Annotated in this window: 12 protein-coding genes; 6 read left to right on the top strand and 6 right to left on the bottom strand. The window is 58.8% G+C overall.

Annotation, left to right across the window (positions count from 1 at the left end; all coding sequences use genetic code 11):
* Positions 1-8 precede the first annotated feature (8 nt).
* A complete protein-coding gene (locus ACZ1JM_RS06980) occupies positions 9-473 on the bottom strand; it encodes a GreA/GreB family elongation factor (protein ID WP_465134116.1) in 465 nt (154 codons plus the stop codon).
* Entirely contained in the window at positions 470-2,350 is a 1,881-nt protein-coding gene (locus ACZ1JM_RS06985; protein ID WP_465134117.1) for an ABC-F family ATP-binding cassette domain-containing protein, read from the bottom strand. The genes ACZ1JM_RS06980 and ACZ1JM_RS06985 overlap by 4 nt, the downstream gene beginning before the upstream one ends.
* A gap of 253 nt (positions 2,351-2,603) precedes the next feature.
* Here ACZ1JM_RS06985 and ACZ1JM_RS06990 point away from each other — a divergent pair, with 253 nt between their 5' ends.
* From ACZ1JM_RS06990 to ACZ1JM_RS07010, 5 genes are all read left to right on the top strand, one after another.
* The gene (locus ACZ1JM_RS06990; protein WP_465134118.1) at positions 2,604-2,873 is read left to right on the top strand and encodes an FtsB family cell division protein; all 270 of its coding nucleotides are present in this window, start codon (positions 2,604-2,606) and stop codon (positions 2,871-2,873) included.
* Positions 2,874-3,040: 167 nt separating this feature from the next.
* Positions 3,041-4,114 (top strand): pyruvate dehydrogenase (acetyl-transferring) E1 component subunit alpha, encoded by a 1,074-nt coding sequence (pdhA, locus tag ACZ1JM_RS06995; protein WP_465135002.1) that lies wholly within the window; start codon positions 3,041-3,043, stop codon positions 4,112-4,114.
* Between the two features lies 1 nt (position 4,115).
* Entirely contained in the window at positions 4,116-5,531 is a 1,416-nt protein-coding gene (locus ACZ1JM_RS07000; protein WP_465134119.1) for a pyruvate dehydrogenase complex E1 component subunit beta, read from the top strand.
* 216 nt (positions 5,532-5,747) lie between these two features.
* Complete coding sequence (locus tag ACZ1JM_RS07005) at positions 5,748-6,302, top strand: hypothetical protein (RefSeq protein ID WP_465134120.1); 555 nt, start codon at positions 5,748-5,750, stop codon at positions 6,300-6,302.
* 67 nt (positions 6,303-6,369) lie between these two features.
* Positions 6,370-6,825 (top strand): EF-hand domain-containing protein, encoded by a 456-nt coding sequence (locus ACZ1JM_RS07010; RefSeq protein WP_465135003.1) that lies wholly within the window; start codon positions 6,370-6,372, stop codon positions 6,823-6,825.
* Here ACZ1JM_RS07010 and trmFO read toward each other — a convergent pair whose 3' ends face one another.
* From trmFO to gyrA, 3 genes are all read right to left on the bottom strand, one after another.
* Positions 6,826-8,166, bottom strand: a complete 1,341-nt coding sequence (gene trmFO / locus ACZ1JM_RS07015; protein WP_465134121.1) for a methylenetetrahydrofolate--tRNA-(uracil(54)-C(5))-methyltransferase (FADH(2)-oxidizing) TrmFO — start codon at positions 8,164-8,166, stop codon at positions 6,826-6,828. It lies immediately after the preceding gene.
* Positions 8,167-8,322: 156 nt separating this feature from the next.
* A complete protein-coding gene (locus ACZ1JM_RS07020; protein WP_465134122.1) occupies positions 8,323-8,667 on the bottom strand; it encodes a DUF952 domain-containing protein in 345 nt (114 codons plus the stop codon).
* Complete coding sequence (gene gyrA, locus ACZ1JM_RS07025; RefSeq protein ID WP_465134123.1) at positions 8,664-11,423, bottom strand: DNA gyrase subunit A; 2,760 nt, start codon at positions 11,421-11,423, stop codon at positions 8,664-8,666. Before gyrA ends, ACZ1JM_RS07020 begins: the two co-directional genes overlap by 4 nt.
* A gap of 296 nt (positions 11,424-11,719) precedes the next feature.
* Here gyrA and ACZ1JM_RS07030 point away from each other — a divergent pair, with 296 nt between their 5' ends.
* Positions 11,720-13,072, top strand: a complete 1,353-nt coding sequence (locus ACZ1JM_RS07030) for a hypothetical protein (RefSeq protein WP_465134124.1) — start codon at positions 11,720-11,722, stop codon at positions 13,070-13,072.
* A 65-nt stretch (positions 13,073-13,137) separates the two neighbouring features.
* Here the strand turns inward: ACZ1JM_RS07030 and ACZ1JM_RS07035 are convergent, their stop codons facing one another.
* Positions 13,138-13,806, bottom strand: a complete 669-nt coding sequence (locus tag ACZ1JM_RS07035; RefSeq protein WP_465134125.1) for a carbonic anhydrase — start codon at positions 13,804-13,806, stop codon at positions 13,138-13,140.
* Positions 13,807-13,836 lie beyond the last annotated feature (30 nt).

Here is a 13,836-nt window from a genome sequence, read left to right on the forward strand (position 1 = left end):
TCTGGGTTTTAGGCCGGAGAGATTGCGAGCACTTCGATCGCATCCTCAAGGCCGTTGAAGTCGAGAGTGTCACCAGGCGCCGCTCCCATGAGCGCTCTGGCGAGGGGAGATGAGAAGCTGAGCTTGCCTGAGGTGGGTTCAGCTTCGTCATGCCCTACAATGATAATTTCGCGCTCCTTGCCGCTGAGACAGAAGCGGACCCGACAGCCGAACGCCACGTTTTCCCCTGATGGGCTCGGCTGAACGTCCGCCGTCGATAGTCTAGTCTGCCAATACCGAAGATCGCGCTTCGCCGGTTTCAGAGCCAAATCATCTTCAGGCATTGCTCGGACGAGAGCATCAATCTCAGCAACTTTCTGCCGTACTTGCTCCAGTCCCGCCGGGGTGACGAGATTGGGGCCGGGCGGCAAAGGCAGTTCGAACTTCGGCTCCAGATGCTCGTCGTCACCTTCGCGGCGGAAAGCAACGCTCATTTTCCGCGACCCATAAGAGTTTCGAGCACCTCGTTGACCTCAAGCCAGTTTTCTTCTGCCTGCTCCATCTCTACCGTCACATTGGCGTGGCGCTTGCCGAGTTCGCCGATGTTCACGCCTTTCAATTCGCCTTTGGCGCCCGCAGGATTGGCCAAGGCTGCATCCAACGCTTCGATTTGCGTTTGCAGGCGCTTCATCCGGGTTTCGGCCTCGGTGACCTTTTTCCGCAGCGCCTTCAATTCTTCACGGGCGACCGCCCCTGATTTCTTGGCAGGAAGGTCGGTCTTGTCTCCCCCATTGGCCGGTTTGGTCTGATTTCGGCCGAGAACGAAATCGATGTAATCCTCCATCGACCCGTCGTAATTGTCCGCTGTGCCATTATCGACCAACACAAGCCGGTCGGCGGCGAGTTCCACCATATGTCGATCGTGACTGACCAGTATGACCGCGCCCTCGAACGAATTGAGTGCTTGGACCAAGGCTTCGCGGGCATCGACGTCAAGGTGGTTGGTCGGCTCGTCGAGAATGAGCATATGGGGCGCATCGCGCGTCACCAATGCCAAGGCTAGACGAGCACGCTCCCCACCAGACAGGGTTGCTGTTTCCGACGTCGCACGATTGCCCGAAAAACCGAACCGTCCAAGTTGCCCCCTTACAGCAACCGGCGGCTTGCCTTCCATAGCCCGGGTCATCAATTCCAGCGGCGTCGAATTGGAAGGCAATTCTTCTACCTGATACTGCGTGAAATACCCGATGCGGATTTTTGGCGAGAAGGTGAGCGAGCCTTCCATCGGATCCAGTTGCCTCGCCAGCAGCCGGGCGAGTGTCGTCTTGCCGTTGCCGTTACGTCCCAACAACGCGATCCGGTCTTCCGGATCGATGCGCAAGTTCAGCCTGCGAAGGATTGGTCGCTCGGCTTCATACCCCACGGCCGCGAGATCAAGGGTAACAAGTGGCGGGCGCAACTCGTTGGGGCTGGGAAAGTCGAAGCTCAACGATGGATCTTCCAGCATCGCGGCGATCGGCTGCATCTTGGCCAGCATCTTGGCGCGGGATTGCGCCTGCTTGGCGGTGGACGCGCGAGCAGAGTTACGAGCCACATAATCGGCAAGCTTCTTGCGTTGAGCATCCTGGCTGGCACGCGCTGCTTCGGCCTGCGCCGCACGCTCCGCGCGCAGCCGTTCGAAACTGTCGTAGTCGCCCGGATAGAGCGTCAAGCGGCCACCTTGAAGATGAAGAATGTGATCGACCACGGTATTGAGGAGGTCACGCTCGTGACTGATGACGATCAGCGTCTTGGGATAGCTCTTCAGAAAGTTTTCCAGCCACAAGGTGGCCTCAAGATCGAGGTGGTTCGATGGCTCGTCGAGCAACATCACGTCCGGCTCTGAAAACAGCAAGGACGCCAAGGCAACGCGCATTTTCCAGCCGCCTGAAAAACTGTCCAGAGGCTGTAACTGCATTGCCTCGTCGAAACCTAGGCCAACTAGAATCCGCGCGGCCCGCGCCGGGGCCGTGTAGGCATCGATGGCGATCAATCTCTCGTGCACATCGCCCAGTCGATCAGGGTCAGTGCATGTCTCCGCCTCGGCCAGTAGCGCAGTGCGTTCGGTGTCCGCTTCAACGACGGCTTCGAACGGCGTCCTGATCCCATTGGGCGCTTCCTGAGCAATATAGCCCAACCTTGCTCGGCGAGGCATTTCCACCGAACCGCCGTCTGGCTCCAGTTCGCCGATGATCGTCTTTACGAGGGTAGACTTGCCGGCACCATTGCGGCCAATCAGACCAATCTTGCCGTTCTGTGGCAATGTGGCGGTGGCGCCATCCAGAATTGTACGGCCGCCAAGGCGTACGGTGATATCGCGTAAGGTCAACATGGCCGAGCGCCTAGCAGGCCGGACACTAATCCGAAACCGCGATCAGCCGCAGAAACAATGTCGTCGAAAGCGCGTTGGCGAGCATACAGCAGTTATCAACATCTAACGCTGATAAGGCTCTGAACGCTGATCGCCTCCGACTGTCGCAAAACGCGGCTTGGTACTAGCGATTGAACTTGAAACGCCGAATCACTTGTGATTCTATAGGGCTATGCGGACCGTGCGACAGGAATCCAACATTGCCAGGGACCGAATGGTGCAGGGCCTGGCCCTTGCCCTTCTATTGCTCATGGCTCTCTTCTGTGTTGCCGGTCCAAGTGGTTTGCTTGCCTGGGGCGAAAACCAGCACATGCTCGAACAACGTCGGCATAAATTGGCAGAGCTGCGCTTCGAACGCGACCGGTTGAAAAACCGCGTTGCCTTGCTGGATCCGAAAAAGATGGATCCAGATCTTGCGGGGGAATTGGTGCGCAGCAATCTCAATGTGGCGCGGCCTGACGAGATGGTGATGCAACTGCGCTGAACGGTCGAGCGTTACAATGCTGATGACGCGATCGTGCCGATTTTTGCAAACTCGCTTGCAAAATAGTCCACGGTCAGACGTGGTTTTCGAGCCTCAGTGCTTTCGCTTTACGCAGGGCATTCCTATACGCCCAGACAACGATCGCACCAACGATGGGGGAGCACCCGTTGCCCAAAGCCAAGACCGATGCCCCAATTTCCGATAGCGCTGATGCGCCGGAAGACTTCGCGCTGCACAGCCTTCAGCAGGCGCTGGACGCGGATCGGCGATACAATCCCAGCAAGGAAGAATTGATCCATTTTTATGAGCAGATGCTGCTCATTCGCCGCTTCGAGGAAAAGGCCGGACAACTTTACGGTCTCGGTTTGATCGGTGGCTTCTGCCACTTGTACATCGGTCAGGAAGCCGTCGCGGTAGGCCTGCAATCTGCGCTCGACGGATCCAAGGATTCCGTCATCACCGGGTATCGCGATCATGGGCACATGCTTGCCTATGGCATCGATCCGAAGGTGATCATGGCGGAACTCACAGGCAGGGAGGCCGGCATTTCCAAAGGGAAGGGCGGCTCCATGCACATGTTCTCCGTAGAGCATCGCTTCTATGGCGGTCATGGTATCGTCGGTGCCCAGGTGTCACTCGGCACCGGTCTCGCTTTCGCGCACAAGTACCGCGAGGACGGCGGTGTAGCCATGGCGTACTTCGGTGATGGCGCTGCAAACCAGGGCCAGGTGTACGAGAGCTTCAACATGGCAGCGCTGTGGAAGCTTCCGATCATCTTTGTGATCGAGAATAATGGCTACGCGATGGGGACTGCCGTAAAGCGCAGTTCGGCAGAAACTCATTTTCATCGTCGTGGGACCTCGTTCCGCATTCCCGGCATGTCCGTGGACGGCATGGACGTGCTTGAAGTGCGGAAGTCAGCCGAAATAGCGCTCGAGTACGTGCGCGCCGGCAACGGTCCCGTGGTGATGGAACTCAACACCTATCGCTATCGCGGCCACTCGATGTCCGACCCCGCCAAGTACCGTAGCCGCGAAGAGGTGCAGGGAGTGCGCGAAAAACGCGATCCGATCGATCATGCCAAGACTGAACTGATGGCCATGGGTGTGACCGAGGAAAGCCTGAAAGAAATCGACAAGCGCGTGCGTGCACAGGTCGCCCAGTCCGCTGACTTTGCCGAGAATTCGCCCGAACCGGCTCCCGCCGAACTGTATACCGACGTTCTGGTGGAGAGCTACTGAGATGGCGATCGAACTGAAGATGCCCGCTCTTTCTCCGACCATGGAACAGGGTAAGCTGGCCAAGTGGCTGGTCAAGGAGGGCGACCAAGTTTCCTCCGGCGATATCCTGGCCGAAATCGAAACCGACAAAGCAACGATGGAATTCGAATCCATTGATGAAGGAACAGTCGGCAAGATCATGGTCGCCGAAGGGACCGAAGGTGTAAAGGTCGGCACGGTAATAGCGGTCTTGGCCGGCGAAGGCGAAGATGCCTCTTCCGTCCAGGCTTCCACTGATGATTCCAAAGCAGAAGCTGCCCCAACAGATAGCGTGAAGGAAGAGCCGCAGTCGGGTGAAAAGCCGGCTGAAGACAAGAAGCCCGCGGAAAGCGGTACGGCCAATCTCCATAGCGAAATCAAGACAAGCCGTGATCCTGAGGTGCCGCGCGGCACCAACATGAAGACCTCAACCGTACGCGACGCTTTGCGCGATGCAATGGCCGAGGAAATGCGGCGCGATTCCCGCGTGTTCGTGATGGGCGAGGAGGTCGCTGAATATCAGGGCGCCTACAAAGTCACTCAGGGGCTGCTCGAAGAATTCGGTCCCACTCGCGTAATTGATACGCCGATCACCGAGTATGGCTTCGCGGGCATCGGAACTGGCGCTGCCATGGGTGGCCTGCGCCCGATCGTCGAGTTCATGACATTCAACTTCGCCATGCAGGCGATTGATCACATCGTTAACTCTGCCGCGAAGACGAACTACATGTCGGGTGGGCAAATGCGCTGCCCCGTCGTGTTTCGAGGTCCGAACGGAGCCGCATCTCGCGTAGGTGCGCAGCACTCGCAGAATTACGGACCATGGTATGCGAGCGTGCCCGGCTTGATCGTCATCGCACCCTACGATGCGTCAGACGCGAAAGGCCTGCTCAAGGCGGCGATCCGTAGCGAAGATCCGGTTGTTTTCCTTGAAAACGAACTGGTTTACGGTCGCAACTTCGAATTGCCCGAATTGGACGACCACGTCCTACCGATCGGCAAAGCGCGGATCGTGCGTGAAGGCAAGGACGTCACGATCGTGTCCTATTCGATCGGTGTAGGCCTCGCGCTTGAAGCGGCAGAAAAGCTGGCTGGTGAGGGAATCGAAGCAGAAGTTATCGATCTTCGCACGCTCCGCCCTCTCGATAAGGAAACGGTGCTTGCCAGCCTTGCAAAGACCAACAGGCTGGTCGTCGCCGAAGAAGGCTTCCCCGTCTGTTCGATCGCCTCGGAAATCTCGGCCCTCTGCATGGAAGAAGGTTTCGACGATCTCGACGCCCCGGTTGTGCGCGTGTGCAACGAGGACGTTCCCATGCCGTATGCGGCGAATTTGGAAAAGCTGGCTCTGATCGATGCTGACCGCGTTGCGGAAGCGGTCAAGAAGGTCTGCTATCGCTGACGAAGAACGGGCGGCGACATACCGCCGCCCGCTAAATATCCCGGTTGCAAGGTCGATCGGCCGCACTAGGTAAGCCATGTGACCAATTCCGGACTTGCCACTCAGCAGCTTAATAGGGCCGATCCCGTGCTGATCGATGCATTGCCAGCGGCCTCACGCCTTGCTCTTGCCTACGCTCCGAAATCCGCCCGTATACAGACGCTGGCGCTATTGGCGTTGGACGCCCGGCTGGCCGGGCTCCTTCGAAATTCGCGCGAACCAATGTTGGCGCAACTTCGGCTCTCCTGGTGGCGGGAAACCCTGTCGCAACCTGCTGACAAATGGCCTGAAGGCGAGCCGCTTCTAAGCGCACTTCGTACTTGGAATGGTCATCACGGAGGACTGGTCAGCCTCGTCAATGGTTGGGAATCGCTCACAGGCCCAGCTCCTCTGCCTGCCTTGGCGCTGAAAAGCATGGCTGAAGGCAGAGGGTCCGCATTTGCCACGCTAGCTCAGGCGTTGGGTTGCAAGTCAGAGCTTACCTCAGCTCAGATGATCGGACGATCATGGGCAATGGCTGACCTTGCAACTCGGCTCGGTCATGAAAAGGAGCGGGCGGTGGCCCTCGCTTTGGCAACTGAACACCATGAGAAAGTGCGGCTGTCTCATCCTTTGCGGCCTCTGGCGGTGTTGAATGTCCTGGCCTATCGCCGCATGAAAAAAGGGGAGCAGGCTGCTATATCACCTGCCGCCTTGATCGCCGCTCTCAGGGCCGGTCTGTTCGGGGCATGATTAAAGTCATGTAATTTTCCGGCGCCTGTCAGCATGGTTAAGGCGCTGCGGCATGAAAGACCTTGCAATCAATCGTTTTCTTCTCGGTGGCTTGGCGATGCTCGTCATGCTCACCATCGGCCTATTCTGGCTTCAGGGCCGCGCCGCTGTGGAGGCGGGAGCGCCACCGCCGTCACCAAAAGTCATCGCAACCCCTACTACGCTACCGACCGCCGACGTGGGTGACATTGTGGGACCAGCGTTGCCCGAGGCGACGGAGCAGACGCGTGAACAACGCCGTTTCGGACGTTACGACCGCGATCGGGACGGCCGCATTTCGCGCAACGAGATGCTATCGACCCGCGCCGATGGATTCCGCAAGCTCGACAAGGACGGCAATAACCTCCTGACGTTTGAGGAATGGGCAGTTGCCACCGTCGACAGGTTTGGCTCCGCCGACGCAGATCGCGACGGATTCCTGACTAGCCAGGAATTTCGCACTACCGCTCCGCCCCCCAAACCCAAGGCGAAGTGCAGCTGCTGATCAGGCCGGGACCAGACTACCGAGCCAAGGCAGAATCTCTTCTTTGGCTCGAGAAGTATAGGCTTCCTTGCGCTGCTTTTTCTTCACATCATGCAGCGGGGGAAACAGCCCGAAATTGACGTTCATCGGCTGATAGCTATCCGCCTCCGCATCACCCGTAATGTGGGAGAGTAGTGCACCGAGCGCCGTGGTGCGCGGGGGTGCTTGCCACTCCCGGCCCGCTAGTTCGGCGCTGGCCATCAGCCCCGCCATCATGCCAACCGCCGCGCTTTCGACATATCCCTCGCATCCGGTGATCTGACCTGCAAAGCGCACGTGGGGTGCGGACTTGAGCCGTAAGTTGCGATCAAGCAGGGTTGGGGAGTTGAGGAACGTGTTGCGGTGCAGGCCGCCAAGCCGTGCGAACTCCGCACCTTCCAAGCCCGGGATCGTGCGGAACAGTTTAACTTGCTCGGCGTGCTTGAGCTTGGTCTGGAAGCCGACCATGTTCCACAAGGTGCCAAGCTTATTGTCTTGCCGCAATTGCACAACTGCGTAGGGCCAGCGACCTGTGCGGGGATTGTCCAGGCCAATTGGCTTCATCGGCCCGAAGCGCAGGGTATCGACCCCGCGCTCCGCCATGACTTCGATCGGCATGCAGCCATCGAAATATGGAGTGTTCGCTTCCCATTCCTTGAACTCGGTTTTCTCCCCGGAAACGAGACCAGCGTGGAAAGCCAGGTATTGGTCGCGATCCATCGGGCAGTTGATGTAGTCCTTCGTCTCACCTTTATCCCAACGAGAGGCCATCCAGCAGACGTCCATATCGATCGTTTCGTGATAAACAATCGGGGCGATCGCATCGAAGAACGCGAGGCTGTCCGCGCCGGTTGCCCGTCCGATCGATCCGGCCAGCGCCTCGGCCGTCAGCGGCCCGGTGGCAACGATGGTCAGCCCGGCGTCAGGTAGCCTATCAATCCGCTCCCGGACAATATCGAGATTGGAGAGTGAGGCCAGCCGCGATTCGACTTCCGCAGAAAACACATCGCGATCCACCGCAAGTGCCGATCCGGCGGGGACTTGCGCCTTGGCCGCTGCAGCCATGATCACTGAATCACAACGGCGCATTTCCTCGTGCAGCAAGCCTACTGCGTTCTTGTCGCTATCGTCCGAACGAAAGGAATTGGAACACACCATTTCTGCCAGACCATCAGTGTTATGCGCTGGGCTGCGTTCTCCTTGCCAAGAAGCGGACACCCCACGCATTTCCGAAAGCCGAACGCGGACGCCCCGGCGTGCGAGTTGCCATGCTGCTTCGCTTCCGGCGAGGCCACCGCCGATGATGTGAACGTCATATGTCATGAGCAGCGCCTAGCGCCTATCTTGCCGAGGGAAAAGGCCGTGCGCTCCGGTTAACGAGAAAGGGCTATATAGTAGCGCTCCGAGCGCACACCGTGGACGCCGGACCCGATGACTATCCAGACGGACTGAGCCGACTCGTATCGTGCTCGCTTATATTCACCGGTCCGGAAGCGATACGTCGCCAGCGGCATCCCGCACCACAGGCCCATATGCAATCACTGCCGACAGCGGCAACTCTCCGTAGATATGAGGGAACAGATCACCACCGCGCGATTCCTCCCACCTCACGGCCTCGCCTAGTACGGCGAGATCTACCGTAGCTATCTGCAGATCGTCACGACCGGCGAAGTGTTTGTCCAATGTGCCCGCCAACTGAGCCGCCGTGGATAAATGAATGTAGCCGTCCGCCACATCGACCGGCGCTCCGACAAAGCTCTTCTGCGCCAGCAATAGAGAAAGCTGATCGCCGGTCAGGATCTTATAGGCGACGGCCGTGCTCATGCCTCGTCTTCAGGAGCCTCGGGCACGGCAACATTCGCAACTCCCCCGCCGACCGGCTCTCCAGCAGCAATCTCGGTTTCCGGCTCTTCATCCAAACCTACGGCGCTCACCACATGTTCGTCGTTAGAGACAGTGAACAGCCGCACACCCGCTGATCCGCGTCCGATCACGCGCAGCGAATCAAGCGGCAGCCGGATCAGTTTCGCCTGGTCCGTCACCAGCATCAGTTGTTGGGCACGCGTAGCAGGGAAGCTGGCGACCACCGGACCGTTGCGGCCGATATTGTCGATATTGGTGATTCCCTGACCGCCGCGGCCAGTGCGGCGGTATTCGTAAGCCGACGACAGCTTGCCATACCCGTTGGCGCACACAGTGAGAATGAACTGCTCACGGTTAGCCATCTCTTCCATCCGGGCTGCGGGGAGGGTGGGATCGCCGTCCTTTTCGCCCTTCCACGGCGCAAAGCGCAGATACTGCTCCCGCTCCTCGCCGTCGGTGCCTACCCGGTGGAGGATGGAGAGTGAGATTACTTCATCGCCATCCTTCAATGTCATTCCACGTACACCGGTCGATGTGCGGCTTGTGAACTCGCGGACATCGTCGCCTGCAAATCGGATGGCGCGTCCCTTGCGCGTAGCCAACAAAACGTCGTCGGCTGCTTCAAGCAAGGCTACGCCAATCAGACGGTCATCGCTGCCCTCATCGAAACGCATCGCGAACTTGCCATTGCTGGGTATGTTCGCAAACGAATCCATGGAGTTACGACGAACACTTCCCTTGGCCGTAGCGAAAACGACCGAGAGCTTGTTCCATTCCTTTTCGTCCTCGGGAAGGGCGAGGACGGTCTGGATCGTCTCGTCCTTGTCGAGCGCGGGCAGCAGGTTGACGATTGGGCGCCCCCGCGTGGTGGGGCCACCCTCGGGAAGACGATAGACCTTGAGCCGATAGACTTTCCCAGCGGTGGAGAAGAACAAGACCGGATTGTGCGTGGACGTGACAAACATCGTTGTCACTGCGTCCTCTTCCTTCGTGGCCATGCCGGCACGGCCCTTGCCACCACGGTTTTGTGCCCTGAAAGTGGAGAGGGCCGTGCGCTTGATGTAGCCGTCCATGGTGACGGTAACCACCATGTCCTCGCGCTCGATCAGATCTTCATCATCGATGCCATCAAACGCGGCGGTGATCTCGGAGACACGAGGCGTCGCATAAGAATCGCGAACCGCCTGAAGCTCCTCACGCATCACGGTGAAAAGCTTGACCCGATCAGCCAAGATCGAGAGATATTCCTCGATCGCAATGGCCAGTTGCTTCAGCTCATCACCGATCTCATCACGGCCCAACGCGGTCAGGCGATGGAGGCGCAGATCAAGGATCGCCTTAACCTGAGCTTCGGACAATCGATAAGTGCCACCCGCCTGCTCGGCATCGGGCTCGATCGCTTCTACGAGGCGTATATACGCTGCGATATCGCCAATCGGCCATTCCTTGGCGAGCAGCTTGGCGCGCGCATCGGCAGGATTGGACGCACCGCGGATGATCTTGACCACCTCGTCCATGTTGGACACGGCGACGACAAGGCCGAGCAAGATGTGCGCCCGTTCCCGCGCCTTGTTCAATTCGAACTTGGTGCGGCGGGTGATGACCTGCTCGCGAAACTGGATGAACGCCTGCAGGATATCACGCAGCGCCATGATCTCGGGCCGGCCGCCACGGATCGCCAGCATATTCGCCGGGAAGTTCGACTGTGCGGGCGTACTGCGCCAGATTTGGTTGAGCACCACTTCGGGGGAGGCATCGCGCTTAAGATCGACGACGACGCGCACGCCTTCGCGGTTGGATTCGTCGCGGATGTCAGACACGCCCTCGATCCGCTTGTCCTTTGCGGCCTCGGCGATCTTTTCAACCAGGTTGGACTTGCCGACCTGATAGGGAATGCTGGTGAGCACGATCGAGCGTGCGCCACGGCTGGCGCCGCGCGCCTCTTCGATGTGGTGACGGCAGCGCATCACGATCGACCCCTTGCCGGTCGTCGCCGCGCTACGAGCGCCGCTTTGCCCTAGGATCAACGGTGCAGTCGGAAAGTCAGGGCCGGGGATGATCTGGAAGAGTTCTTCCGACGTAATTGCCGGGTTTTCCATCATCGCAAAGCAACCGTCGATCACTTCGCCCAGGTTGTGAGGCGGAATATTTGTGGCCATCCCCACAGCGATACCGCCGGCACCATTGACGAGCAGATTAGGATAGCGCGCGGGCAACACCGAAGGCTCGCGGCGCGATCCGTCGTAGTTGTCGACGAAATCGACGGTGTCTTTGTCCAGATCGTCCAGCAACGAGTTGGCTACGCGCGCCAGTCGTGCCTCAGTGTAGCGCATCGACGCTGGCGGATCAGGATCCATCGACCCGAAGTTCCCCTGACCATCAATCAAGGGAAGTCGCATCGACCAGTCCTGGGTCATGCGCGCGAGAGCGTCATAAATCGCGCTGTCGCCATGCGGGTGATAGTTGCCCATCACGTCCCCGACGATCTTGGCGGACTTGCGATAGGGCCGGCCAGCGACGAAGCCGCCTTCCTGGCTCGCGAAAAGGATACGGCGATGGACGGGCTTCAGGCCGTCACGCACATCAGGAAGCGCGCGGCTCACGATCACGCTCATCGCGTAATCGAGATAGCTCGTCTTCATCTCGTCGACGATGTCGACGCGGGTGTATTCGCCCTCAGGGCCGATGTGCTCGTTGATGTCGGTCTCGTCGCTCACGCGGTTCTGTCGCCAGGTTGGAATGGGAGAAGGTTGATGGAACGCCCTAGGCCAAGCGTTCGGCGAATGCCACCCGAACCGTACCTGACGGTCGTCCGAAGTTCGTCATTTTCCACACATAAGGGCGGGAACCCTGAACGGGTGCGATGAATTGCATTCAATCAGCGTTCAGTGGCGATAGGCCATTGCGCTGACAAGGTTGCCAAGGTCCCAATTCGCCGCCAAACCGGCAAGGCCTGTTTTAGCGATCCTGTCATGAGGCAGGATTTGTTTTGTCTTGAGAGGAGTTAGCCTGAATGGCTCACAAGTTCCTTGTTTCGCGTGTCGCCCTTGCCGTTGCTTTGTCGAGCGGCCTAGCCATTGGTGCCGCGACCCCAGCCATGGCCGCCAAAAAAGAAAAAGCGGCTGCCGGCAAATTCTCGCCTGAGTTCATCAAAAGCGCTCAACCCATTCAGAAGGCGATGGAAGCGGCCCAAGCTAAGTTGCCCGCTTCGGGCCAGCAACCCTCTGATCTTGCCGCCGCCAAGCAAGCGTTTGACGCCGCTATCGGCGGTGACGGCAAGGCTGCATTTGAGGCAGCGGTACCTACCGCCACCACCCCGGACGACAAGAATGCGCTTGGCTCCATGATGCGCAATTACGGCATCCTGTCTCAGGATGCGGCGTTGAAGCAGCGCGGAAACATGATGCTGCTGGAAAGCGGCAAGCTGGACGCTGCTGCGATTGGCAGCACGAACTTTGACGCTGGCGTTACCGCGTATCAGCAGAAAGATTTCGCGAACGCTGCGAAGTATCTGAAGGCTGCCAAGGACGCCGGTTATCAGGATCCGCAGAACCAGTTGGATCTGATCCTTGCCGACGCGTACAAGCGCAACAACAATCCCGAAGCCGCCCTTGCGATGGCGAAGTCTGACGTGGAAGCAGCAAAAGCTCGTGGACAGGCGCCTTCGGAGGGTGCTCTGCGCAACGTTCTGCAGCAGACCTACACCGCCAAGCAGCTTGCTCCTTCGACCGAATATGCTGCGATGTTGGGACAATATTATCCTAATACCTGGAATACGGCGATATCGGTCGTTCGCCAGCTGGCATCGCTTCCGCGTGACCAGAACCTCGATCTGATGCGCCTGATGTTCGTAACTGGCGCAATGAACGAAAAGCGCGATTATCTCGAGTACATTGAGAACGTCGATCCTCGCGCGTTCCCGGGCGAAGCCGTCAAGGTGATGAACGATGGCATCGCCAAAGGTAAGCTCACCACTGCCGAAGTGGGTGAAGACAAGCGCAATGCCGAAGGCCGCATTGCGGGCGACAAGGCTTCTCTCACGGCTACAGAACGCGATGCCAACAAGGCTGGCGCAACAGGCGCCACCGTTGTCGCAGCCGGCGATGTGTTTCTAAGCTACGATCAGCCTGCCAAGGCGGAAACCTTCTATACGAAGGCGCTGACAATGCCCGGCGTGGATACCAACAAAGTCGCGCTTCGTCTCGGTATGTCGCAGACGCTGACCGGCAAGTATGCTGAAGCTGACAGCAACTTTGCCAAGGTGACCGGTACTCGCCAGCCGGTTGCGAAGCTGTGGTCTGCTTACGCAAAAAGCAAAGCATCGCCTACTCCTGCAGCACCCACAGCCCCAGCCGCCACCAACTAAGCGGCTGAACAGAAATAAGAAGGGCGGCGGGTTTTCCGCCGCCCTTTTTTGTTGGATTACCGCCCTTAGATAGCCGGGGCGAATTCGCCCGTCTCTTGGTCCATGACGTGTAGCACACCATCCGCGATGGCAAAGAATGCACCGCGTAGACGAAGTTCACCCTTCGCTACCTTGCTGCGCACGCAAGGGAAAGTCATGAGGTTATCGAGGCTGACCCGAACAGCCGCCTGTTCCATATGGCGCTCGGCTTCACGGCCTGTGGTGCCGTAGTGTTCCGCGATTGGCACACGAGCTTCGTCAAGCATCGAAATCCAGTCCGCCACAAAGCCACCCTGGCCGCGCTCGGCATCTTTCAGGTCCTGCGTCAGCGCTGCCTTGCAGCCGCCGCATAGGCCATGACCCATTACCACCACTTCCTTGACCTTCAGCACCTGTACCGCAAACTCCAGCGCAGCGGAGACGCCGTGATGGCCTGGGGTAGTTTCAAACGGCGGGACTAACGCCGCGACGTTGCGCACGACAAAAATCTCACCAGGATCGACGTCAAAGATCTGGCTGGGATCGACGCGACTGTCGGAACAGGCGATCACCATGACCTCGGGTTGTTGGCCTTGGCCGAGTTCATCCCAGCGTTCGCGGTTCTCGCTCCAGCCGGTGTCACGAAAGCGGCGGTAGCCGTCGACAAGATTATTAAGCACGCGATCGGGAGTTTCAGCAGTCAAATCGGCCTCCATTTTAGGGGGGTGAGTGAAGGGCTCCTTCCA

The organism is Novosphingobium sp. BL-S-24 (assembly GCF_055521575.1).